Source organism: Epilithonimonas tenax DSM 16811 (assembly GCF_000428485.1).
Classification (GTDB): domain Bacteria; phylum Bacteroidota; class Bacteroidia; order Flavobacteriales; family Weeksellaceae; genus Epilithonimonas; species Epilithonimonas tenax.
Map to the genome: position 1 here is coordinate 1 of NZ_AUAA01000046.1, position 22499 is coordinate 22499.

Sequence of the window (22499 nt, forward strand, 5' to 3'; positions counted from 1 at the left end):
GCTTAATTTTTCATTATCGAAAATACAGAACAGGAGCAGATAAAACATTTTCTTTCCGTGAAGCACCTTGCTGTAGTAATCCACTTTTGTACTTGCGGAAAGATGACTTAAAAGCGCTTCGGGGATAAATTCCAGGACTTGCTTGAGTGAGATTTTGTGATCTTTAAAAACAGACATAACTATTTGATTACCAGTTATAAAGATACAAAAACCAATACAAATAAACAAATTAATGTATTGGAAATCAACTGATTAACACTGTTTTTTTCTAAAAAAAACAAAAAAAATCGGAAGAAAAAATCTTCCGACCATGACTACCAATTTGGAATCTCTTTTTCGTTTATAATAAACTATTGAAAGATTAACTCCTGATCCACTTCCAGATCTCCTTCAAAGTCGCCTTGTTCCCATACATCAAAATCCCAACTCTGTAGATTTTTGAAGCAATGAAAACCATCAATAGAGTAGAAGCAATCAATAGAAATATCGACAGCAAAATCTCCCATAGCGGAACCCCAAACGGAATCCTTGCAATCATTGCAACTGGCGAAGTGAACGGAATGATGGACAACCAAAAAGCCATCGGCCCATCCGGATTATTCATAATCGTAAAACTTCCGTAAAGTCCCAACATCAGCGGAACAACAGCGAATAAAGTGAATTGCTGCGTCTCGGTTTCGTTATCCACAGCACTTCCAATTGCTGCATACATCGAACTGTAAAAGATGTAACCAAACAAAAAGAAGAATACGAATACACCGATGATCCCGACATAATTCATATCCAAAAGAATGTGAGAAACTTCCGTCGCAATCTGCTGAATGTCCAAGTTTTTAAGAACGCCTTCTTCTCCAGCAGGAATGTTTTTCTGCATCGCCGAGAATCCTGTATTCAGGAAAATCGCCGCCGTTACGGTCATCGCAATCCAAACGATGAATTGCGTCAATGCCACCAAAGTTACACCCAAGATTTTTCCCATCATCAATTCAAATGGTTTCACAGATGAAATGATAATCTCCACAACACGGTTATTTTTCTCCTCCAAAACGCTTCGCATCACACGCACGCCGTAGATGATGATGAACATAAACACCACGTACATCAATCCCATACTCAGCGCTGTTTTGATGCTAAAAGCCAGGTCACTTTCCGGCTTATTACTTTCCGTCACATTTTGTGAAATCAGTTTGAAATTCTTATCAAGATTCACAATCCTGTCTTCCTTGATTCCGAGTTGTTTTATCTTTTCTTTTTTCAGAATATTACTCAAATCAGCTGAAACAGCAACTTTCGTATCCATCCCGATTTTCTTGTTGGTCAGCAGTTTTGTGCCACTTTCCAAAGCATCAAAATTGGTGTCTTTCAGTTCCGGAATGATGAGCAAACCATCTGTACCTTTCAGTTCTTTCAGATTTTTAACAAGTGCATTTTCCGTATTGGCTGGAACAACAGAGTAAGTGATTTCTTTCGTAGATTTCAATTGTCCTGCGAAAAGTCCACTTTTGTCCACCACATCAAAATGATATTCCGCTTCGTTCGCCTTGAACATAAAACCAATCAAAACCCCGAATCCAACCATCAGAAGCGGTGCAAGAATCGTGAGAATAATAAAAGATTTCTTCTTGACCTGCGTCAGAAATTCTCTTTTTGTAATTAAGTATATATTTTTCATTAAACTTCTAATATTAAATTAATTTCCTTCGTTTTTTCCCAACCCTAAAGGGAGCGAAGAAACAGAGCGAAGTGGTTCGACGAAGTCAAAATCAATTTACTCCCTTTAGGGTTGGGGAAATAAATTGATTTTTTGTTATGTTATGATTGCACCGCATTAATGAAAACCTCATTCATACTCGGGATTTTCTCATTGAAAGTCCGGATTGTTCCCGTTTTTAGCAAGTCGTGAAGCAGGATACTTTGATTCTCAGAATTCTTCAGTTCAAAATGAAACAAGCCATTGTTGGTCGTCATATTGTCGATTTGGTATTTTCTCGTCAGTTCCTCCAAATTTTCAGGATTCGTATCCGCCAAAACCACAGAAAAAACATTCTGCTTAAACTGTTCGCGAACATCAAAAACTTTCCCGTCCAAAACCTTTTTAGAATTGTTGATGAGCGCCACAAAATCACACATTTCCTCCACACTTTCCATTCGGTGCGTCGATAAAATAATGGTCGTTCCCTCATTTTTCAGTCGGATGATTTGGTCTTTGATGAGGTTCGCATTCACAGGGTCAAAACCCGAAAAAGGCTCATCCAGAATCAGTAATTTTGGGCGGTGCAAAACCGTCACCACAAACTGGATTTTCTGCGCCATCCCTTTCGAAAGTTCACTCAGTTTTTTCTTCCACCATTGGTCGATGTTCAGTTGCTCAAACCAAAATTTTGCCTGAGAAAGTGCCTCTGCGCGGGACATCCCTTTCAATTCCCCAAAATACAGAAGCTGGTCGCCCACCGTCATATTTTTGTAAAGTCCGCGTTCCTCCGGCATATAACCGATGTTTCGGATGTGCTCCGGATTCAGTTCCTTGCCATCAATCCAAACCTTGCCCTCATCCGCCTGCGTGATTTGATTGATGATCCGGATAAACGACGTTTTCCCCGCACCATTCGGACCCAAAAGCCCATAAATACTTGCCGTCGGCACCTCAAGAGAAAAATCCTGAAGCGCAATTTTCTTCCCTGCGTTGTATGTTTTTTTGATATTTTCAGCTTTCAGCATCGATCATTGGTGATTAAAAATGAATAATTAATTTTTTTTCGGAGCAAGATGGTTTCCCCTTCGATTCACTTGTCCAACCCGCTTTCCGTTGCAATCTTTTTTTAATGGCTGTCTTCGCCTACGCTCAGACAACCATTAAAAAAAGGATTTCCACTGCAATCGGGGCTATGTTGAGGTTTTGCCTTTCCTTTCAACGATTTTTAAAACCTCACAAAATTAGTTCATTAATCTCAAAAATGTTACAGAAATAATTTGCAATTGAACTGTACTTTGTCATTGAATTCGTAAAATGTAAGATCACCATCAAATCAAAAAGGTCCATATCAGTGTTCCTCGGCACTACCACTTTGCAATATTATTATCAAATGGGTTTGTGTTATAACTGATTGATTTGTAACAAAATCGATGCATCTGCCTCATCATAATGAATCAACGGCTGATCGTAATGAATCAATGCTTCATCGTAATGCTTCTTTGGCCTAACAATGAATCATTAACCAAACGAAATAAATCCATAGCATAACATAATGAATCAGAGTGGCGAAGTAATGGCTCAATGAGGTTTTGTAATGAGTCAATCCTTTGTAAAAGTGTATTTTCTTCAATCTTTTATGATTAGGAGCTGAGAAAGTATTGTCAAGCTTCAACATCCTGAAAAAGTTTCGTCACAGCACTTTTTGGCAAAATCAAGCGAGAACTTGTCAATGCTCCGTAGGAGCCAACTGTTAATAGCAGCAAGGGCACCACATAATCAAAGCTCCGTAGGAGCGACCTGTTAATAACGTCCAGTGCACCACACCGGCATTTGTAATTCAAATCAAGAATCCCCAATCAGATTGCGATAGATTCATTCATTTATCACACTCTTGACAAATCAACTTTGACAAAGATTTATTAATTCTTAAATTAGCCAACCAAAACCAATCCGCCAAAACTAACAGCCAAATGCCGATTGCTAAAAGCCACATTATGACGCAAGAATTTTTGGGAAATTCCCAATTCAACATATCAAACCAAGCGGTTTCCGCAAGCTGTCCGTCCAATATCGCATTGATAAAATATTGGGGGAAATACGAAAACCAAATCCCAGCAAATCCCAGCATAAGCTACACGCTGAACCATTGCCGAACCAACACCTCAATGGAGTTTTTTGCTGGAGAAGAATTCTCAGTTCATACTTTCTTATCAGGCAATGAAGAACAGAAATTCGGTGAAAAAATCGAAAAATATTTCAAAAACATAGAGCAATATTTGCCCTGGATTCTGAAAGGAAGGTACATCATAAAAACCGAAAATACCTTTCCACACAGTTCCGGAATCGCCAGTTCGGCTTCTGGTTTCGGCGCGATTGCAAAATGTCTGATGAATCTGGATGATATTTTTTCAGGAAATTCAGATTCAAACTTTAGAATAAAAAAAGAAAGTTTCCTCGCAAGATTAGGAAGCGGAAGTGCGTCCAGAAGTCTTTACGAAGGTTTGGTCGTTTGGGGTCAAACGGAAGAAGTGGAAGGCAGTTCAGACTTATTTGCCGTTCCATATAACAACAACGACATCCATCCAATCTTCAAAAACTTCAACGATTGGGTTTTGCTCATTCACGAAGGTCAGAAATCGGTTTCGTCCACCGTTGGTCACGGCTTGATGAACACCAATCCTTACGCCGAAAGACGTTTCCAGGAAGCCCACGAAAATTTCACCAAACTCAAAACCATCCTTGCCATAGGCGATATGGCAGGTTTCATCAAACTCGTAGAACACGAAGCATTGACCCTTCACGCTATGATGATGATGAGCGAACCTGCTTTTATCCTCATGCAAAGCGGAACCTTGCAGGTCATCAATAAGATTTGGGAATTCAGAAAAATCACTGGTTTGGCTTTATTCTTCACTTTGGACGCCGGCGCCAACATCCACTTGCTTTTCCCGAATGATATTGATAAAGAAAGAATCACAGATTTCATCACCACAGAACTGATTCCGTTGACCCAGAAAGGTGGTGTTGTCAAGGATGTGATGAGGTTTTAATTTTTGTAAAATGTATGATGTACAACGTAAAATGTACTTAATGCTTTACAATTTCGACTTTTTTAAAAAAAATAATTATGAAAAAACTTACCCTAATACTCTTAATAAACATCTCCGTCTTCGGAAATGCACAAACCGTAACAGAGCCAACCAATCATTCGGCAGAATGGTCGCAGCCTTACGAGCCATTCAGAATTGTGGGGAATCTTTACTACGTTGGAACTTACGATCTGGCTTCGTATCTCATTGTCACGAACCAAGGTAATATCCTTATCAACACTGGTTTGGCAGATTCTTATCCTCAAATCAAAGCGAATATAGAGAAGCTGGGATTCAAATATAAAGACACAAAAATACTCACGTTGACCCAGGCTCATTTTGACCATATGGGCGCAATGGCTGACATCAAAGCGGAAACTGGTGCAAAACTGTATGTGGACGAAGCGGAACTGGCGGAACTACAATCTGGCGGAAAATCGGATTATGAATTGGGGAAATATGGCGTGACCTTCAAACCACTAACGCCGGATTTTCTATTGAAAAATAAAGGTAAAATCAAATTGGGAAACACGACTTTGACTTTGCTTCATCATCCCGGACATACCAAAGGTTCGTGCAGTTTTATCTTCGAAACCAAGGATGAAGACAGAACATATAAAGTCCTGATCGCTAACTTGCCTTCCATCATAATCGATCATCAATTTTCTGATGTGAAAACCTATCCGACGATGCAGCAGGATTACGCCTATACTTTAGATGCTATGAAAAAGCTGGATTTTGATGTTTGGGTGGCTTCTCACGCTAGTCAATTCGACCTTCACAAAAAACGAAAAGAAGGTGATGCTTACAATCCGAAACTATTTATGGATAAAGAAAATTATTTCAGAAGACTGAAAGATTTGGAAGATGATTATTTGGATAAAATAAAGGAGGAATCTCAGGAAAAATAAAATACTTTGTACTTATTACATTTTACTTTTTACAACAACAAGCTATGCAAATCCACCACATCGCCATCATCTGTTCAGATTACGAAGTTTCAAAAAAATTCTATACCGAAGCCTTGGGATTGGGTATTATTCGTGAAGTTTACCGTGAAGAAAGACAATCTTATAAACTCGATTTGGCAATGGGGGAACATTATGTTATAGAGTTGTTTTCTTTTCCAAATCCGCCAGAACGACCTTCCAGACCAGAAAGTTGTGGCCTTCGTCATTTGGCTTTTTCAGTGGACAACGTAGAAAGAAAACGAAATGAATTAATGGAAAAAGGTTTGGATTGTGAGGAAATCAGAATCGATGAATTTACGGATAAGCCATTCTTTTTCACGCAGGATCCGGACCATCTACCTTTGGAGTTTTACGAAAATTAGACTTAGAGATAATAGACGGATAGATGATAGACTAACTTGATAAATTAAAATCAATTATCATTTATCTGTCATCATTTATAATTAATGCGCGTAACCTGTCAAAAAACTGATGGTCATAATCGCCAAAACAATTAGTGAAATGACGACATAAACGTAATCTTTCTCTTTAAGATAACCTATCAATGCAAAAATAATTCTGACCAAAGGTGTCAAGATCAAAAACAAAATTCCAAGCTGAATAATAGCCATTCCTTCACCTTTAAGAAGCGAATTCCAAAACTGATCCCACACTTTCTCCGATGTGGTTCCCATATCCAAAAGTTTGTACTTCTTAGGCATCACAAAACCTTCCATAAATAGCTTGATAAACCCGATTAATGAGGTAACCACAGAAAGAAGAACACCCAATCTTAGAAGATTGCCGACAGATCTGTTCAAATCGATGTCTGTAAATGGTTTGGTTCTCATTATTGGAAGTTTTTGGCGATACCGTTGTACATCATATAGATCGAAAGAATGGTAATAACAATTGCGAAAAATACTTTTAGTTTTTTAGTTTTTGAAATCATCAGGGTTTTTGATCCTATAAAACTTCCGACAACCACTCCAATCAAAACGGGCGCAGCAATTACGGGAATGATCTGTCCTCTTTGGAAATAGATCATCGCACCTGCAACAGCCGTTACACCTATCATAAAATTACTCGTCGTTGTAGAAACTTTGAAAGGTAATTTCATCATATTGTCCATCGCCAGAACCTTGAGAGCGCCGGAGCCTATCCCTAAAAGTCCAGACATGGCTCCTGCAAAAATCATCATCATAAATCCAGGAATTGTATTTTTCGAAGCGTAATGTTTGATCCCATCTTTATCCGGAAAAGTGCCGTAGAGTTTCAGCTTATCAGCCAGGCTACCTTTTATTAATGCTTCCTGATGATCTGGTTTTCCCCGGAGATTAAGCAAAACGGTAAGGATGAGAATACTGGCGAAAATAATTCCGATCGTATTGGGATTCAGAAATCCGGAAACCAAAGCGCCGCAAACGGCTCCTGCTGTGGTTGCTATTTCCAGGAACATCCCGATTCTCATATTTGTAAAACCTTCCTTTACAAAGGCAACAGCTGCTCCGGAAGAAGTTCCGATTACAGAGATAAGAGAAGCGCCAATTGCGTAGTGCATTGGGACATCAAAACCAAGCGTGAGTAAGGGAATAATGATGACTCCGCCGCCCAATCCTGTGAGAGATCCCATCAATCCGGCTGCAATAGCTCCAAAAAATAGAATTATGATTTCTGACATCCGACAAATATAAAAGTATTGGTTTGTGTACACAACTTTGAAAAAGATTATTTTGATGTATTTTTGCAACATAATTTTTCCGCATGAAATTATTCTACTTGATCCTGGGCGCAACAAGTACAGGCAGAAATATCGAGCAACATGATGTGTTCTTCGGAATTGCAGAAAATGTGGAGGATCTGCATCCGGAGATCAAGAACTTTTGGAAATTGAGCAAACTTCATATCGACTGTTATCAGGAAGTGAGATTTGCTGATGGATATGAATTGAAGATTGTAGAAAAAACGGAAGTCAGAAATAATGCGCAATTATTCTTTGTCAATCTTGGCGGTTATAAATTGGGATATTTTGAAGAATTTCACGAACAGCACCTTATGGTAGGGTCATCTTTAGCAGAGGTGATCAAAAAAGTCAAGAAAACTCGCTTTTATAAAACGATGGGTTTTAAAAATGCACCAAGTCACTTGGATGACCAGCACGGCGTAGATATCGATGATATTTATAATGTAACTGATATGCTGTCGAAAGAAACCAAAGACAAATATTCTATTATTCTTGAAAAATCAGATCTTAAAAATCAAGAAAATGTCATGAAAGTAGGCTATTTCAAAATCAAATAAAAAAAATAAAGAAAATGAAAATCGGAATTTTAGGAGGCGGACAACTCGGAAGAATGTTCATTCAGGAAGCATTGAAATATGATGATGAATTCTATGTTTTGGATCCTAATCCGGAATGTTCCTGCGCTCATATTTCTCATTATACGCAAGGCGATTTTAATAATTATGAGCACGTTTTGGCGTTCGGAAGAGACAAAGATGTGATCACGATTGAAATCGAACACGTGAACGTACAAGCTTTGGAAGAGCTGGAAACGCTGGGTGTGAAAGTGGTTCCGAATTCAAATATCATCAAGATTATTCAGCAGAAGATATTGCAGAAAGAATTTTATGCAAATCACAAAATTCCGTCTCCGGCGTTTGAAATTATGGATGGCAGTGAGGAAGAAATCAAGATCCAGCTTCCTTTTGTTCAAAAGCTGAATACGGGCGGCTACGATGGAAAAGGCGTTCAGCTGATCCGTACAACGCAGGATTGGAGAAATCTTTGGACTCAGGAATCTGTTTTGGAAGATTTGGTAGACATTGATAAAGAATTGTCTTTGATTGTGGCTAAGAACGAGAAAGGGGAGATCAAGCATTTTCCAGTGACAGAAATGGTGGCTGACCCAAAACTGAACCTTTTGGACTTCAATATTTGTCCGGCTGATATCTCTAAAGATGTTCAAGATCAAATTGACATCATCGGTAAGCAGTTCATTGCCAGTGCAGGTTCTCCGGGACTTTTCGCGATAGAATTATTCCTTGATAAGGAAGGGAAAGTGTGGGTCAACGAAACCGCACCTAGACTGCATAACTCAGGACATCAGTCTCAGGAGGGCAATGCCAATTCACAGTTTGAACAGTTCTACAGAGTGGTGACCAACTCGCCTTTGGCCGATACAGATCATCATGGTTTCTCTGGAATGCTGAATCTGGTGGGTGAAGAGAACCACTCCGGAAAAGTAAAATACCAAGGTTTGGAAGATGTGTTGAAGCTGCCCAGAACCTATGTGCATCTTTATGGAAAAACAGATACCAAACCGGGACGGAAAATGGGGCATATCAATGTTTTGGCCGATTCCCGCGAAGAACTGATGGACAGACTAATTCATATTAAGTCTATGGTAAAAGTGATTGCGGGATAGTATTTCACAGAAATCTAAGTTAAAAAACAGCTCTTGTACTGATGATAAAATGGTGGTCGATTGTGGTTTTTGATGAAAGAAATGAAACAAAAAAGCAAGGCAGAAAACCTTGCTTTTGTTATTGGTGAAAAATTAAAAAACTACTTGGCTTTTAATTTATCAAGCGTGTTATTGTAAGCTTCTTTGGTGTCTTCAGCTGCTTTTTTAGTAGCCTCTTTGGTATCTGCTGCCGCTTTATTTATCGCTTCTTTGGTATCGTTGGTGGTTTCCTTCATATCCTGATTCGCTTTTTGTGTTGCCACTTTTGCTTTGTCAACCGTGTTGTCAACGCCTTCTTTTACATCTTTTGCAGCGTTGTTTACCGCATTTTTGGTTGTCTCCCAAGCCATAGTGGCATCAGCCAAAGCTTTTCTGGAAGCTTCTTCCGCTTTTTTGTCGCCATTTTTTATGGCAGCATCCAGGTCAGCTTGTGCCTTATCTACCTTGGCCTTAGCTTCATCACTGGCTAAGGTTGTGTTTTCAGTTGTTTTTACCACACTTACGGTGTCAGAACCATCAGTGGTAACCACTGTTTCGCTCTTTTTACAAGAGGTTGCGATTAATAAAGTAGCTGTAGAAGCAACTATCAGGATTTTTTTCATTGTTTTAATCATTAATTTAAGAATGTGTTTTATGGATATTAAATTTAGAAAAAATAGTAATATAAAGCCCAACTATTATTGTATTGTTTTGAATTTTAACATTCCCGGTTTGTAATTAATAATGAAAACGCCCACAATGATAAAGGCTGTTGCAATCAGGAATTTTGCAGAAATCGTTTCTCCCAAGATCAGCCAGCTTAGAAAAATACTGATGATCGTATTGACATAAGATAAAATAGAAACCCGTGTTGGAAGCAGTGTTCTGAGTAAATAATTATAAGCAAAAAATGCCGTCACAGATCCAAACACAGCCAGATAAATGATGGCCAAAATACTCTGCGCAGACCAACGGTCAACATCAATGGTCTGCGAAAACTGAAAGGCGAAAATCAACTGCACAACTCCCGCAAACGCAAACTGATAAAAGAGATTCAGGAAAATGTTGTTATTTTTGGAATGTAATTTTTTGGTATAGATCGTTCCACCGCCCCAGCACAAAATGGCCAAAAGTAGTATGAGAAGTCCATTGGTGTAATCCGGATTTGCAAGGTCATCTATGCCGTCCCAGAAAATAAAAACGACACCAAATAAGCCCATCAGTAGCCCAATTAAAGTTCGGAATGTGAATTGTTCCATCCCAATGATCATACTTCCGATAAATATAAATACAGGCGACAGCGCAGTGATCAATGAGGTCAAACTGCTCGTCATGTGTTGCTCTGCAACGGTAGTCAATCCATTGGCACCAATCAGCAGCAGCGTAGATAGGGTGATCTGAATTCTTAAATTTTTCCAGCCAATCCACTGCAATTCTTTCTTGAAAAGTAAAATTGGCAAAAGGATCACAGCAGCTAAAAACTGTCGCAAGCCTGCAACAAACCAAGGCGGAACAGTTTCTACACCGATCTTAATACCCAGGAAAGTCGTTCCCCAAACAAGGGCAACGATGAAAATACAGATGATGGTTTTGGAACTCAAATGGAAGGAATTAAAAACAAAGATATTCTAAAAAACCCGAGTTTTACTCATAAATCTTTATCTTTGGACAACTCAATGTCAGATTGGAAAGATTGATGATCAAATCATATTTTCAAATAATTTATAATCTGATTTTGGTTTTGGAATTGAAAATCTGAAATCTAAAATCTAAAATCTAAATTTTATTATGGTCGGAATAATAATGGGCAGCCAAAGCGATCTCCCAATTATGCAGCAAGCAGCAGATTTCTTAAAAACGCTCGATATCCCTTACGAACTCACCGTGGTTTCTGCACACAGAACACCTGAGAGGATGTTTGATTACGCAAAAACAGCCAAAGAAAGAGGGCTGAAAGTCATTATTGCAGGCGCAGGCGGCGCGGCACATCTTCCGGGAATGGTGGCCAGTTGTACCACTTTGCCCGTGATTGGTATTCCTATTTTGTCCAGCAATTCTATCGACGGCTGGGATTCAGTTTTATCAATTTTGCAGATGCCTTCCGGAATTCCCGTTGCCACAGTTGCACTCAACGGTGCTACAAATGCAGGGATTCTCGCTGCGAAAATCCTTGGAACATCAGATTCCGAAGTTTCTCAAAAATTAGAAAACTATCAAAATTCATTGAAAGATAAAGTCCTCGGAACTGTAGATGACATTAAAAAACTGCACCCGAATCAGTTTGATAAATAGAATGATTTGGGCAGCTTTTCCGTCTTCCACTCCCGCTATTTTTTGCCAGCGCATTTCCCACCGCAAAAAATGAGCTCCGTTCAAACCTAACGAAGTGGTTCATCGATTCAATTAAAAAAAATAGGAAAGATGAGATAAGCCGGGCTGCAGTTTCCACTTTTGTAGATGTTTTCCCATAAATGATGGTCAGTAAAAAAGTCATCGCAAAATTAAGCGATAGAGAACTTGAAAATTACCTTAAACCGGATAGCCGGTTTGTATCAAAAAGTGTTTGCCTTGCATTTGATATTTTAAAAGAACGCGGAAAAGCATTTTCTCCAGCCGAAGCAGAGCGCATTCAACAATTGATCCAGTCAAAAGAGGAGGTTGAAAATGAGTCTGTTACGATGGACGACAAATGGGACAAAAACCTAACGGAAGATCAAACCGCTATTGAGCTATATTCCAATAAAGTCATTTGGTTCTTCAGTGTTGTTTTTGGCGTGCTCTTCGGGACGGCTTTACAGGTTTTTAATTTCTTCAAAGTCAATGACAGAAAAGGTGCAACCATTTCTCTTGTTTTTGGACTTTCTTATTTTGTTGGACAGATTTATTTACTCAATTATATTGGAGATGTAAGATATGGAAAGATGTCGCTTCGGTTTTTGCTTGACGGGCTTGGCGCATTTGGTTTATCCTTAATTCGAGAGCAAATGTTTCAAAGCGAGACTCAATACCGCGCAAAATCTTTTACAGTTCCGCTGGTTATTACGATTTCGATACATCTTGTCATTATCTATTTTATGTTTTCTGAATTGTAAATCATTTATTTTTTCTTACTACATTTCTACTTGTCCAAAATCCCACGGATCTTGTTTGCATTCGTGATCAATTCTCCTAAGTAATCAAAATTCTCCTTTTCCAACGCCGATTTGAATTTTCTAAGCTGCGTGATATGTTCATTCAAAACGTCTAAAACATTTTCTTTGTTCTGGCGGAAAATAGGAACCCACATTTCCGGATGCGACTTTGCCAAACGAACGGTACTGGAAAAACCGGAACTTGCCAACTGGAAAATCGTGTCTTCCTCGCGTTCTTTTTCCAAAACGGTATTCGCCAATGCGTAAGAGGTAATGTGTGAAATGTGCGAGATGTAAGCCGTGTGGACGTCGTGTGCATCAGCATTCATATAAATGGCGTGCATTTCCAGATTCTCGATCACTTTTTCCACAACTTCCAATGCATTGTCATCAGAATCTTCTTTGTTGCAAATCACAGCTGCTTTTCCTGCGAAACTATCTTTCGTAGCAGAGCCTGGACCTGAGTTTTCCGTTCCCCACATCGGGTGAAAGGCCACAAATCGTCTTCTGTTCGGATGATCTTTGATAGATTCTACGATCCTGGATTTGGTAGAACCAACATCCATAACGGTCTGTTTTTCATTAATTAAATCTAAAACTGACGGCAATATTGTCCGCGCCGCATCTACCGGAATTGCAATGATAACCAAATCAGAATTCTTTACGCCGTTTTCCAGATTTGCTTTTTCATCAATAATATTTAGTTCCAGAGCGTTGCTGAGGTGGTTTTCATTCTGATCTATTCCGTAAACGAAATTGGTGAAGTTTTTATCTCTTAATTTCAGTGCGATAGATCCACCAATCAATCCAGTTCCTATGATGCTTATTTTCATCTTTAATATTTAAGTTCTTTAACGAAAAAACCCCGTCATCAGGACGAGGTTTTGATATTGATACATACGAATCCTAATCCTGTTTCAGGGTCAAAATTGCGTCATAATATGTCGTGTTCATTGTTTTCACAGAACGAAGATAAACATTAATTCTGAAAATTTCAAAAAAATGATGGATTTGAAATGATCAAAGTAGATGGAATGTCTGAGAGCCAAAGACTTTTGGAATCGATGAGATTTCGCCAGCTTTTGTTACTGATGAGCATCAGATCCTGGGATTTCAGAAAATCTTTTTCGATCATTTTTTCGTTGTAAAGCGTGATGTGATTGGGCGCAATATGCTCGATGTTTCTGATCAGTTCACGGATCTCTGTGTTTTTACGGATTTGTCCGGCTGCATCCAAAATGATGACCTGAGAATCGTTGTTGTTGATCAGGCGTTTTGCATATTCTACAAGGTAGAAATCATTCAGTTCGAAAATCGGAATGAAAATCTTGTCCGCACTTTCAAAATTTTTGTCCACCATAATCCCAACCGGAATATTGGTTTTATCCAGAATACTCAAGGTAAAATCATCAAAGGGCGACGTGTTGAAAATATAGGATTTGCCTTTGACGGTATTGAGAAGTTTTCCTGGGTTGATGATCTTCGTGGTGAATCCAAGCAGCTTTCCGAGGAGACTTCCTTCATAGATTGATTTTCCCAGCATCATGAGAAGGAGGTCATAATGACCTTTGTTGGTAATGCTAATCAGGTCATTTTCTATATCTGTAGACGCTTTGAAGAGCGTCGTGACTTCCAGTTTGAGTTCGTGCGACGTATCAATCAAATTTTCGAAAAGGTCTTTTTCATAACCGTCAATATCATAAGAATGGAGCTCGTCAACAGGTGCAATGGTCATTGCAGTGATGCTTTTGTTGCTGTTCATTTTATTGGTAAAGTTGTCAGCCAGTTTCAGAAGCACACTTCCGGATTCGGGATTGTCGAAGGATAGAAGCACTTTGTATTTTCCACCGTTTTTATCTTCATTGTCTTCTGCAAAATCTTTTTTTCCTTTGAAGAAATAATTAATCAAATCCAGACTTGGTCCTGTCATAAAAGTGGTGACAAGCGCCATTATAACCATCATTGCAAAGATTTGCGGACTTAGGACACCCAGATCATAACCGATATTCAGGACGATGAGTTCCATCAATCCACGGGTGTTCATCAGTGCGCCAATCGTAAGACTGTCTTTCCAGCTTATTTTGAGAAATTTAGCAGTCAATGCGCTTCCTATGAACTTTCCTGTGACTGCTGTAAGAATTATTAATCCTGTAATCAGCCAGAGATAACCGTCATTTAATAATCCAATTTGAGTTCGTAAACCTGTGAAAACGAAGAACAGTGGCAGTAACAAAACCAATGCAACATCTTCAACTTTCTCAATAAAAAGGTTTCGGAATTTCACATTTTCCGGCATTATTGCGCCTGCCATAAACGCTCCAAATAACGCATGGATCCCAATCACTTCTGTGGCGTAAGAAGAAATGATTAATGTCAAAAAGAAAATGGCGACAATCGATTTGCTGATAATTCCTTTCCCAGCTTGTAGTTCGCCGATTCTCTTTAGGAAAGGTCTTACGATCTTAATCATCAATAAAACATAAGCGATGGCCATCAAAATCACATAGATAGAACTGGCAAAAGAGCCGGCTTTTACGATGGCGATAACGGCTGCCAAAATGCACCAAGCCGTAATATCATCCGCGGCAGCGCAAGTGATAACGATGGTCCCGAGTTTCGTTTTCTGGAGATTCCTTTCCTGGACAATTCTCGCCAAAACCGGAAATGCTGTAATGCTCATCGCAATGGCAATGAATAAGGCAAATGAACTGAATTGAACACCATCTGGCGCAAATTCTTTATAGATAAAGTAGGAGAGTCCAATTCCTAAGGCAAACGGAAAAATAATACTGGCATGGCTGATGACGACCGCATCGTGCGCTCTTTTGCGGAGAACACTGAGATCCAGCTCCATCCCAACGATGTACATAAACAATATCAAGCCTATTTGGCTTAGAAACTGTAAATTACCTAAGGATTCTTTAGGAAAAAGGAACGCTGAAAATTCCGGAAAGTATAAACCGACCAGCGATGGTCCCAAAACGATCCCGGCAATCATCTCGCCAATCACAGACGGTTGTTTCAGCTTCATACATATCCATCCAAAAAGTCTCGCGACAAAAATAATGGTAATGATTTGTGCTAAAAGTAATGCCAGTGGATGATGGAGATTGACTAGAAATGATTCTGTGAAATTCTCCCAAATTGTGCCTTTGGATTGCTTGATAAGAATACTTTCGCCGGCTTCCAAGGTTTTGCCTTCTATGAAAAACCAATACATTAAACCCGAAAAAAATAAAATAGTTGCGACGTAAAAAATAATATTCCTGTACTTTGCCATATTCATTGATCTAAATTTTACCTGAATTCTAGGTGTAAAGATGTGAAGTTTTTGAACACGAAATAAGTATCAGACTGAGAAATGTAATAAAACGGCTGAATTCTGTACTCAAATGGTGAATCTAAAATTTCCGCATCAACTTCTCAGAAACCTGCTCTTTAAAAACATCGCCAACATTAAGTTTTACAGAATTTCCGTCGGTAGAATTGATGTCCAAAATTATTTCTGATGATGAGCATATTTTAATGTGCTGCACATTGACCATTTCCTTTTTATTGATTTGAACAAAATGTTTTTGAGGCAATAGGTCTGATAAATGTTTGAAGCTTAGATTTTTGAGGGTGATTTCCGAGCCGTTTTTCAGGATCACATCTTTGTCCCGGCTGTCGATCTCAGACGTTTTGATGTAGACGATCTCGTTCGTAAAGATCCCTGTTTTTCCGAGATTGGTATTCCATTCCAGCGTGTTGTTTTTTTCCTGCTGGGTCACCTGTTTTTCGGCTTTTTCCAAAGCCTGCTGGAGGCGTTCTTTTTTGATCGGTTTTCTCACATAATCAATCACATCCAAATCGAAAGCTTCGGCGGCGTATTCTTTGTAAGCGGTGGTGAAAATAATCTTTTTCCCCTTGATCAATTCTGCAACCTGAAGGCCGTTGAGTCCGGGCATTTCTATGTCAAGAATACAAAGGTCACAGTCGATATTGTCGATCTCCTGAAGAAAAACTTTTGGATTGTTGAAGGCTTTGACAACTTCCACATCCAATTCATTACAAAGCAATTTGAGGTAGCTGATTGCCAGTAATTCATCGTCCAGTATAACGCATTTTATCATAAAATTCTCCGAGATTGATTTTTAAATGAGCGGTGTAAATATCGTTATTGATACTTTTCGTCAGCTTGTAATGGCTTTTGTAGATCATCTTCAGTCGTTGGTCAAAAGAGCCGCTGCCGAAACCGCTGTTTTCTTTTTGCATCGGTGTTTTTTCTGAGATCTTGTTGCTGACCTTCATTTCAAACTGTTTGTTTTCAAGACTTAAAGTGATGGCAATAAAAGAATCCTGAGCCAGGAAGTCTGTGTGTTTGAAGGCGTTCTCAATCAAATCAACAGAAATCAATGGGGCGAAAATCCTCTCTGTAAAAATGGGATCTTCTTTATCAATTTTGGTTTTGATACGAAGGTCAAAAAGTGGATTGATTTTGATCTTATTGATCTCAATAAGGCTCATTGCAAAATCGAGCTCGGCTTTGGCGCTGACGTATTTGTTACTGCTTTCGTAAAGGATATAATCCAGGATATTCGCCAGTTTGTCTAGCGAAATGTAAGTCTGATACGCGTGTGACTGGACAGAATTGAGTATGTTTTTGAAAAGGTGAGGATTCAGTTTGGTCTCGATATGTTCCAATCGGACATTGTCCAATTTACTTTCGATGACTTTGTAACTTTCCTGAAGAATTTTGTTTTTAGTCTTCGCCGATTTGTATTTTCCGTAAAGAAAAAAGCAGAAAACGATCAGAAAAAAAATGGCGAAAATCCCTCCAAATAGAAAATAATCCGGGAGTAATAGATTTCTGCCATTCATGGGGTAGATGTTAGAAGTTAGATTTTAGAAATGAAATTTGAAATTAAAATTAAATCAATCCATCCATCTATTTTATTTTTTTGAATCCTATAAACTCTGCGTTTTCCTTGCATTTAGAATAATTTATCTCGAATCTTGGATTGTTTTTCGGATAGAGCAGCAGATATTGCGGACAAGGTTTATTCTGAGGTTTGCTTCGCTCAAAATCGATTTTTCCGGCTGAGATAATACTGTCTTTCAAAAATTTTTCTGAGATTTTATTCGCTTCCATTTCGGTTTTGAAACTTGGCGAATACCTGAAATCCTTGGTCAGCGTTTCTGCAATCACTCGGTCATTCGGGAAATAAGAGCAAGTGGTTCCTTTTTGATTTAAGATAAAGAAAACGATCAATATGCCAGGAATAAAACCGATGGCGTAGAATTTTAGTTTTTTGAACATTGTCTAGTCTTAGAAAATCAATAGATTAATATCGTGGTAGGCAAGATCGAATCTGTTGCAAATCAACTGCTTTGTGTGTCTGCCTTTGTACATGTAAAGTGATTGTTTGATTTCACTTTTATGAATCAGCATATTTTCGAATCCGCCTTCTTCGTCATATCCTAAGAGATAACTTAGGAAGAAATTACTGACTGCTTTCGTGGTCGTTCTTGGCATTTTTGAAGTTAGATTCGGCAATCCGCAATGGATTACACCATGTTTTATAATGAAAGGATTTTCTGTCGTGGTCAATTCTGAAGTTTCGATCACTTTTCCGTTGTCGATCGTGATATCGATGATGACACTGCCTTTTTTCATTTTCATCACCATATCTTCAGTAACGATGGGCGGCAGATTAAGTCTTGGTAAAGCTCCTATCACAACATCGGCTCTTCGTAATGACTTAGTCAGTTCCTTAGGGTCGATGATAGAGGTCGGAACGCGGCTGTCTACCAAGCTATGAAGTCTTCTCAGTTTTGAGAGTGAATTGTCAAAAACCTTGACACTGGCGCCAAGGCCTATTGCGGCTTTGGTTGCAAATTCGCCAACGATGCCTGCGCCTAGAACGACTACCTCTGTAGGACGGACGCCGGTGATGCCACCAAGCATCAATCCATTGGACATGGCCAAAAGTTCCGAGGCATAAAGGATGGACACGCTTCCTGCAATTTCGCCGATTAATCTAACAAGGGACAGTTGCTTGTACTCATCCATTATGAATTCGAAAGCGATGGCATTTACTTTTTTGCAAGCCAATTTGAGGAAATAATCTTTATCTCTAAGGTTGATCTGCAGCGCAGAGATGAGATAGGTCATCGGTCTCAGGTATTCGATTTCTTCCTCTGTAGGTGGATTTATTTTTAGGACAAGATCTTGTGCAAAAGCCACTTTGGGATCATTGGTGATCTCTGCGCCAGCTTCGGAATATGATAAATCGGTGTAATGAGATCCCAAACCGCTGCCGGATTCTATGATCACCTTGTGTCCGTTATTCACCAGTATCTGAACAGCATCCGGAATCATACAGGTTCTTTTCTCATTCAGACAGGTTTCTTTCGGAATCCCGATGCTGAATGCTTTTCCTTTTTTTACAACTTCAAGTTTCTCCTCCTTGGGAATGAGATCTTCTTCAGTAAAAGGCGTAAATATGGTGGACGTGCTGCTCATAAAAAATGAATCATTAATCAAAAAATAAAGAACAAAGATAAAACAATTTACTGTATGGTTAATCAAATTCGATTACTCTTCCGGAATCTGTATTGGTAATACTCATTTGATGGAAGTCATAACCGTCCAGTTCATCCATATAGATCTCGGGCCATTCGATAATAGAGAGGTAACAATTGTCCAGATATTCCTCGATGCCAAAATCGTAAGCTTCTTCTACTGACCGGAGTCTGTACAGATCAAAATGGAAGACTTTTCCCTTTGGTGTATCGTACTCATTAACAATAGAGTAGGTGGGCGATGAGATCTCGTCCTGGCTTTCCAATTCTTTCAGTAGGAATTGTGAAAAGGTGGTTTTCCCTGCGCCAAGATTCCCTTTTAATAATAGAATAGGGTGTTTTATTTCTGGCATGATCTGTTGTACTACATCATACCATTCGGAAAGTTTACTGATCGAGAATGTCATTTTTCTTTTTTGCAAAATTAAAAGATTAATGAAATATGAGCTTCATATATTTTGTATTTCTCCTAATATCGAAATAAAAAAAGGAGAAAAATTTCTCTTTCTCCTTTTATAAATAGTGATTTTTATGACTTTACGGTCTCCAAAATGTCCAAACGCTTCCGTTGAAAACTACCAGTAATTTGGTCGTTGTATCGTAAACCATCATTCCTGGTGCTGGGTTGATGATGTTGAGGTGCGGACTTGCTACTTTTGGCAAAACCATCGCTTTGTTGGTGTCTTCTAGCACCAAGATTCCTGCTGTTGCTGTGACAGTACCGATGGAGAATTTTGCATTGGTAGATTCAGTTGCTGCATTCTGTATTGTAATGCCATCTACACTGGTTACAGGGTCCACAGTGGTTCCTGCGGTATTGATAGAAAGATCTCTCCACGAAGCAGCATATTTTACTTTCACTTTTTTATCCGAAAGGTCATAAACCATAGTTCCGTTTACAGCACTGGTAACAGATCCGGTATTGGTGACCCAAGGTAATAATAATCCTCTGTTAGCAGATCCAAACTCCAGGGAAACTGCAGTATTAGATACAGTTGTTTTGCCAACAGCCACCTGAGCAGATGCCACAATTGCAAACAAAGCTGAATATAATATGATAATTTTTTTCATTTTTTTCATTTTTTTAGTTAACATCAGAACAGGTTTGTGTGTTGAAACATTTCCAGCCTGTTGCTGTACCATCAATATTGATCTGAAGACAGTCCAAAGTGATGTTGTAAACCATCATCCCTTCTATTAAACTGGCTGCGGGAATGGCAGTAATTTGTGCTGTGGTCAATCTGTTCGGTACAAAACCTTTTGTTTTGGATTCTAGGGCAGTCCAGGCTCCTTTTCTTACCATTGGCCAGTTGCTTCCGACGGATCCTGCTCTTTGCAAAGAGGTGATGCCTTGATTGGTGTCTAGTACAGTTCCTGCAGTAATGGTAGGTTTGTAGCAAATACAAGCGTTGGCCGCTACCGTTTGAGAATCGCCAATGCCTTGTCCAACATCCGATGTGCCATCTGTGTTATCAGCAACGCCGGAAATTCCAGAGTTATTCATTACAGAATAATTGACAAGCTGTGGAACACCACTTGCTCCTCCTACGGTGCTTATGATCTGTGCAGGCGTTCCTGTGGTAGTTCCATTCCCTAAAACTTTGATCTGTCCTCTGTAAGCATAGTTCGCATCTCCTACCGGAAGACTAAGTGAATGCACCTGGTCAAATTTTACAGTTTCTGAACCTTCTACAGAGTCAGGACATCCGTCACCATCGCTATCCACATCGTATTGATTAGACAATCCATCTGTGTCAGAGTCACAAACACCGTTTTTTAGTCCATTTGCTCGTCCAGTGATGGAAGTTGGACCTACCACTAATTGACTTAATACAACAGAGTTAGCACCTGTTCTGTTCCAGACAATTGAATTGAAAGTATTTCCATTGTAAAGTTGAAGTGGGAATAGAGGTCCGCCACTCACTTTACTACCATACATATTTACAGATCCATTTTTATGAATAATGATCCTTACTATTGGAGCGGCAGCAGTTCCTGTCAAGTTATAAATCTGAGGAACATTAACGCTTCCGTACGTATCCCCATCCAGGAATCTTACGTTGTCGGTTTGATCTTGCTGAAACTCTAGTCTACTGGTTGATAGGTTTGTTCCATTGATATTCAAATTAAATGAATTATCAAGCGTATAAACATCAAAAAATAAATCCTAGATCGGCTGCTGGCGCAGAAAAAGTGGTAACTGTACCATCTGTAGAGCTATAATTGGTATCAACGACACTGTTAGCACACTCAAAAATGTCTAAAATACCGTCATTGTCAGAATCAAGGTCCAAAATATCTGCAATGCCATCATTGTCTAAATCGCGCTCAATAGAAACGTTTACAGTACAGGTAGTCGTGCTGCCATTGATGCCGACAGTGAGTGCCCTCAGTCCACTTGATCCAGTTCCATTGTACGTGATAGGAACATCGATAAAAGTGGTTGTCGATGCAATAGTTGCCGTATATGCTACGGTGGTAAAGTCTGGTCCTGACACATTAATATTGTAAGTTCCTGCTTCGTATACAGAAGAAATAGGAACTCGAAGCGTTCTGTTGGCTGCAGTTCCTGCGATAATTGGCGCTGTTTCTAAGATTGTTGAGCCACCGCAGTTTATTATAAAAGGAATATAGTAAGGCACTGAAGCCAAATCTTGGTTTGTTGCATTCAAATTGGTCAAACCTGCATAATTTCGAATGTAAGTTGATGTACCAGTCGATAGATTGATCCTGTAAAAAAATAATTGAGTATTATTATTGACAGAAACGGCATAAATCAATCCATTCAAATAGGCAAGTCCTCTGATGTTTCCCACTGTAGTCGTAGTAGCAGTTGTTGTTGAAGCTGCAGTGGCTCCCACAGGGCCGGTAATTGTACTTACACGGGTCGCAACCAAGGTGGTTGGGTTTACCCTATAAAGATATCTGGTCACTACGCCCGCGTTGGTGTTCTGTACAAACACGAATACATTATTTTGATAATCAAAAAATGTATCTGACGCCCATATTGTTGAAACATTTCCTCCTGTATTATTCCATACTGCATCAGCGACAGGAGCTGTCACAGGGCCTAAGTCTACAGATGTCGGGTATATTTGGTACAATCTTTTAGCAGTATTGCTAAAACCATATGTTACCCCGGAAGGATTGCCGTCGGTTTTAGGAACGTTATTGGTTCCAATACCTCCAATAAGATTGGTTCCTGCTGGGGTACTCTGTCCGGTTGTCACGGTGTTCTTATAAATAACACTTGATGCTGCTGTACTGGAATGGATAAAAACAACATTGCTAGGTGCGCCTCCTGGTGTGTCAAAACCTACAGCCAAGTTACTGATCCTTTCCGGCGTGGCTGCAGAATAATCTGGAGTTGTTAATGGTGTTGGTAATGTCGCAGGTACACCGGTAATGTCGTAGACTCTTCCGGTTGCAGACAATGACATGTAAAGTCTGTCCGCAGTTTGAGAAAATAGCATCCCACTACCCATAAGAAGGCATACTATTGTATAAGAGCCTGTTTAAATTTTATTCAATAAATTTTTTAAAGCGGATAATTTGACCATGTTTTCTGAATTTTCCATCAGGAGTTCATAATTCCGACACAATCTTCTATCATTATCAAACCAAGC

At 39.3% G+C, this 22499-nt stretch carries 23 protein-coding genes; 7 read left to right on the plus strand and 16 right to left on the minus strand.

The annotated features are described in order from the left end of the window. Positions 1–361 precede the first annotated feature (361 nt). Together F564_RS0115015 and F564_RS0115020 are read right to left on the minus strand one after the other, a co-directional pair. Positions 362–1672 (minus strand): ABC transporter permease, encoded by a 1311-nt coding sequence (locus tag F564_RS0115015; RefSeq protein WP_028123351.1) that lies wholly within the window; start codon positions 1670–1672, stop codon positions 362–364. 140 nt (positions 1673–1812) lie between these two features. Then, the gene (locus F564_RS0115020) at positions 1813–2718 is read right to left on the minus strand and encodes an ABC transporter ATP-binding protein (protein ID WP_028123352.1); all 906 of its coding nucleotides are present in this window, start codon (positions 2716–2718) and stop codon (positions 1813–1815) included. A 969-nt stretch (positions 2719–3687) separates the two neighbouring features. On the opposite strand from F564_RS0115020, the gene F564_RS0115025 reads away from it, so the two are divergent. The 3 genes from F564_RS0115025 to gloA2 all read left to right on the plus strand — a co-directional run bounded on the left by F564_RS0115025 (position 3688) and on the right by gloA2 (position 6115). Then, positions 3688–4743 (plus strand): diphosphomevalonate/mevalonate 3,5-bisphosphate decarboxylase family protein, encoded by a 1056-nt coding sequence (locus tag F564_RS0115025; protein ID WP_028123353.1) that lies wholly within the window; start codon positions 3688–3690, stop codon positions 4741–4743. A 77-nt stretch (positions 4744–4820) separates the two neighbouring features. Further along, positions 4821–5693, plus strand: a complete 873-nt coding sequence (gene blaESP / locus F564_RS0115030; RefSeq protein WP_028123354.1) for an ESP-1 family subclass B3 metallo-beta-lactamase — start codon at positions 4821–4823, stop codon at positions 5691–5693. A gap of 44 nt (positions 5694–5737) precedes the next feature. Beyond that, the gene (gene gloA2, locus F564_RS0115035) at positions 5738–6115 is read left to right on the plus strand and encodes an SMU1112c/YaeR family gloxylase I-like metalloprotein (protein WP_028123355.1); all 378 of its coding nucleotides are present in this window, start codon (positions 5738–5740) and stop codon (positions 6113–6115) included. A gap of 81 nt (positions 6116–6196) precedes the next feature. On the opposite strand, the gene F564_RS0115040 is transcribed toward gloA2, so the two are convergent. Together F564_RS0115040 and F564_RS0115045 are read right to left on the minus strand one after the other, a co-directional pair. Continuing rightward, the gene (locus F564_RS0115040; protein WP_028123356.1) at positions 6197–6583 is read right to left on the minus strand and encodes a DUF1634 domain-containing protein; all 387 of its coding nucleotides are present in this window, start codon (positions 6581–6583) and stop codon (positions 6197–6199) included. Beyond that, positions 6583–7413 carry a sulfite exporter TauE/SafE family protein gene (locus tag F564_RS0115045; protein WP_028123357.1) on the minus strand — a complete coding sequence of 277 codons (831 nt, stop codon included), beginning with the start codon at positions 7411–7413 and terminating at the stop codon, positions 6583–6585. The genes F564_RS0115040 and F564_RS0115045 overlap by 1 nt, the downstream gene beginning before the upstream one ends. Positions 7414–7496: 83 nt before the next feature. Here F564_RS0115045 and F564_RS0115050 point away from each other — a divergent pair, with 83 nt between their 5' ends. Both F564_RS0115050 and F564_RS0115055 read left to right on the plus strand, forming a co-directional pair. Further along, the gene (locus F564_RS0115050; protein ID WP_028123358.1) at positions 7497–8033 is read left to right on the plus strand and encodes a DUF1543 domain-containing protein; all 537 of its coding nucleotides are present in this window, start codon (positions 7497–7499) and stop codon (positions 8031–8033) included. Between the two features lie 14 nt (positions 8034–8047). Beyond that, complete coding sequence (locus F564_RS0115055) at positions 8048–9160, plus strand: 5-(carboxyamino)imidazole ribonucleotide synthase (protein ID WP_028123359.1); 1113 nt, start codon at positions 8048–8050, stop codon at positions 9158–9160. Positions 9161–9300: 140 nt separating this feature from the next. Here F564_RS0115055 and F564_RS0115060 read toward each other — a convergent pair whose 3' ends face one another. Both F564_RS0115060 and F564_RS0115065 read right to left on the minus strand, forming a co-directional pair. Then, the gene (locus tag F564_RS0115060; RefSeq protein ID WP_154656892.1) at positions 9301–9801 is read right to left on the minus strand and encodes a hypothetical protein; all 501 of its coding nucleotides are present in this window, start codon (positions 9799–9801) and stop codon (positions 9301–9303) included. 75 nt (positions 9802–9876) lie between these two features. Continuing rightward, positions 9877–10779: a DMT family transporter gene (locus tag F564_RS0115065; protein WP_028123361.1), complete on the minus strand. Its 903-nt coding sequence runs from the start codon at positions 10777–10779 to the stop codon at positions 9877–9879. A gap of 187 nt (positions 10780–10966) precedes the next feature. On the opposite strand from F564_RS0115065, the gene purE reads away from it, so the two are divergent. Both purE and F564_RS0115080 read left to right on the plus strand, forming a co-directional pair. Then, on the plus strand, positions 10967–11470 hold the full coding sequence (gene purE, locus F564_RS0115075) for a 5-(carboxyamino)imidazole ribonucleotide mutase (protein ID WP_028123362.1): 504 nt from the start codon (positions 10967–10969) through the stop codon (positions 11468–11470). 179 nt (positions 11471–11649) lie between these two features. Then, the gene (locus F564_RS0115080) at positions 11650–12270 is read left to right on the plus strand and encodes a hypothetical protein (RefSeq protein WP_028123363.1); all 621 of its coding nucleotides are present in this window, start codon (positions 11650–11652) and stop codon (positions 12268–12270) included. A gap of 26 nt (positions 12271–12296) precedes the next feature. Here F564_RS0115080 and F564_RS0115085 read toward each other — a convergent pair whose 3' ends face one another. The 10 genes from F564_RS0115085 to F564_RS0115130 form a co-directional block, all read right to left on the minus strand. Beyond that, the gene (locus tag F564_RS0115085; protein ID WP_028123364.1) at positions 12297–13142 is read right to left on the minus strand and encodes a prephenate dehydrogenase; all 846 of its coding nucleotides are present in this window, start codon (positions 13140–13142) and stop codon (positions 12297–12299) included. A 161-nt stretch (positions 13143–13303) separates the two neighbouring features. Further along, the gene (locus F564_RS0115090; RefSeq protein WP_028123365.1) at positions 13304–15589 is read right to left on the minus strand and encodes a cation:proton antiporter; all 2286 of its coding nucleotides are present in this window, start codon (positions 15587–15589) and stop codon (positions 13304–13306) included. Positions 15590–15710: 121 nt separating this feature from the next. After that, positions 15711–16421, minus strand: coding sequence for a LytR/AlgR family response regulator transcription factor (locus F564_RS0115095; protein ID WP_028123366.1), 711 nt, complete (start codon positions 16419–16421; stop codon positions 15711–15713). Then, a complete protein-coding gene (locus tag F564_RS0115100) occupies positions 16393–17169 on the minus strand; it encodes a histidine kinase (RefSeq protein WP_028123367.1) in 777 nt (258 codons plus the stop codon). Before F564_RS0115100 ends, F564_RS0115095 begins: the two co-directional genes overlap by 29 nt. A 67-nt stretch (positions 17170–17236) precedes the next feature. Then, positions 17237–17608 carry a hypothetical protein gene (locus F564_RS0115105; protein WP_028123368.1) on the minus strand — a complete coding sequence of 124 codons (372 nt, stop codon included), beginning with the start codon at positions 17606–17608 and terminating at the stop codon, positions 17237–17239. A 9-nt stretch (positions 17609–17617) separates the two neighbouring features. Then, a complete protein-coding gene (locus tag F564_RS0115110; protein WP_034981777.1) occupies positions 17618–18814 on the minus strand; it encodes an alanine dehydrogenase in 1197 nt (398 codons plus the stop codon). Between the two features lie 58 nt (positions 18815–18872). Further along, the gene (tsaE, locus tag F564_RS0115115; RefSeq protein ID WP_028123370.1) at positions 18873–19280 is read right to left on the minus strand and encodes a tRNA (adenosine(37)-N6)-threonylcarbamoyltransferase complex ATPase subunit type 1 TsaE; all 408 of its coding nucleotides are present in this window, start codon (positions 19278–19280) and stop codon (positions 18873–18875) included. A gap of 130 nt (positions 19281–19410) precedes the next feature. Continuing rightward, on the minus strand, positions 19411–19944 hold the full coding sequence (locus tag F564_RS0115120) for a hypothetical protein (RefSeq protein ID WP_028123371.1): 534 nt from the start codon (positions 19942–19944) through the stop codon (positions 19411–19413). 13 nt (positions 19945–19957) lie between these two features. Next, positions 19958–20998: a hypothetical protein gene (locus F564_RS19425; RefSeq protein ID WP_028123372.1), complete on the minus strand. Its 1041-nt coding sequence runs from the start codon at positions 20996–20998 to the stop codon at positions 19958–19960. Positions 20999–21026: 28 nt separating this feature from the next. Then, positions 21027–22346, minus strand: coding sequence for a thrombospondin type 3 repeat-containing protein (locus F564_RS0115130; protein WP_154656893.1), 1320 nt, complete (start codon positions 22344–22346; stop codon positions 21027–21029). Positions 22347–22499 lie beyond the last annotated feature (153 nt).

Bases quoted from the DNA above. Each gene is read 5' to 3' on its own strand.
- F564_RS0115015 (WP_028123351.1), bottom strand. From the start codon at position 1,672: ATGAAAAATATATACTTAATTACAAAAAGAGAATTTCTGACGCAGGTC.
- F564_RS0115020 (WP_028123352.1), bottom strand. From the start codon at position 2,718: ATGCTGAAAGCTGAAAATATCAAAAAAACATACAACGCAGGGAAGAAA.
- F564_RS0115025 (WP_028123353.1), top strand. From the start codon at position 3,688: ATGACGCAAGAATTTTTGGGAAATTCCCAATTCAACATATCAAACCAA.
- blaESP (WP_028123354.1), top strand. From the start codon at position 4,821: ATGAAAAAACTTACCCTAATACTCTTAATAAACATCTCCGTCTTCGGA.
- gloA2 (WP_028123355.1), top strand. From the start codon at position 5,738: ATGCAAATCCACCACATCGCCATCATCTGTTCAGATTACGAAGTTTCA.
- F564_RS0115040 (WP_028123356.1), bottom strand. From the start codon at position 6,583: ATGAGAACCAAACCATTTACAGACATCGATTTGAACAGATCTGTCGGC.
- F564_RS0115045 (WP_028123357.1), bottom strand. From the start codon at position 7,413: ATGTCAGAAATCATAATTCTATTTTTTGGAGCTATTGCAGCCGGATTG.
- F564_RS0115050 (WP_028123358.1), top strand. From the start codon at position 7,497: ATGAAATTATTCTACTTGATCCTGGGCGCAACAAGTACAGGCAGAAAT.
- F564_RS0115055 (WP_028123359.1), top strand. From the start codon at position 8,048: ATGAAAATCGGAATTTTAGGAGGCGGACAACTCGGAAGAATGTTCATT.
- F564_RS0115060 (WP_154656892.1), bottom strand. From the start codon at position 9,801: ATGAAAAAAATCCTGATAGTTGCTTCTACAGCTACTTTATTAATCGCA.
- purE (WP_028123362.1), top strand. From the start codon at position 10,967: ATGGTCGGAATAATAATGGGCAGCCAAAGCGATCTCCCAATTATGCAG.
- F564_RS0115080 (WP_028123363.1), top strand. From the start codon at position 11,650: ATGATGGTCAGTAAAAAAGTCATCGCAAAATTAAGCGATAGAGAACTT.
- F564_RS0115085 (WP_028123364.1), bottom strand. From the start codon at position 13,142: ATGAAAATAAGCATCATAGGAACTGGATTGATTGGTGGATCTATCGCA.
- F564_RS0115090 (WP_028123365.1), bottom strand. From the start codon at position 15,589: ATGGCAAAGTACAGGAATATTATTTTTTACGTCGCAACTATTTTATTT.
- F564_RS0115095 (WP_028123366.1), bottom strand. From the start codon at position 16,421: ATGATAAAATGCGTTATACTGGACGATGAATTACTGGCAATCAGCTAC.
- F564_RS0115100 (WP_028123367.1), bottom strand. From the start codon at position 17,169: ATGAATGGCAGAAATCTATTACTCCCGGATTATTTTCTATTTGGAGGG.
- F564_RS0115105 (WP_028123368.1), bottom strand. From the start codon at position 17,608: ATGTTCAAAAAACTAAAATTCTACGCCATCGGTTTTATTCCTGGCATA.
- F564_RS0115110 (WP_034981777.1), bottom strand. From the start codon at position 18,814: ATGAGCAGCACGTCCACCATATTTACGCCTTTTACTGAAGAAGATCTC.
- tsaE (WP_028123370.1), bottom strand. From the start codon at position 19,280: ATGACATTCTCGATCAGTAAACTTTCCGAATGGTATGATGTAGTACAA.
- F564_RS0115120 (WP_028123371.1), bottom strand. From the start codon at position 19,944: ATGAAAAAAATTATCATATTATATTCAGCTTTGTTTGCAATTGTGGCA.
- F564_RS0115130 (WP_154656893.1), bottom strand. From the start codon at position 22,346: ATGCTATTTTCTCAAACTGCGGACAGACTTTACATGTCATTGTCTGCA.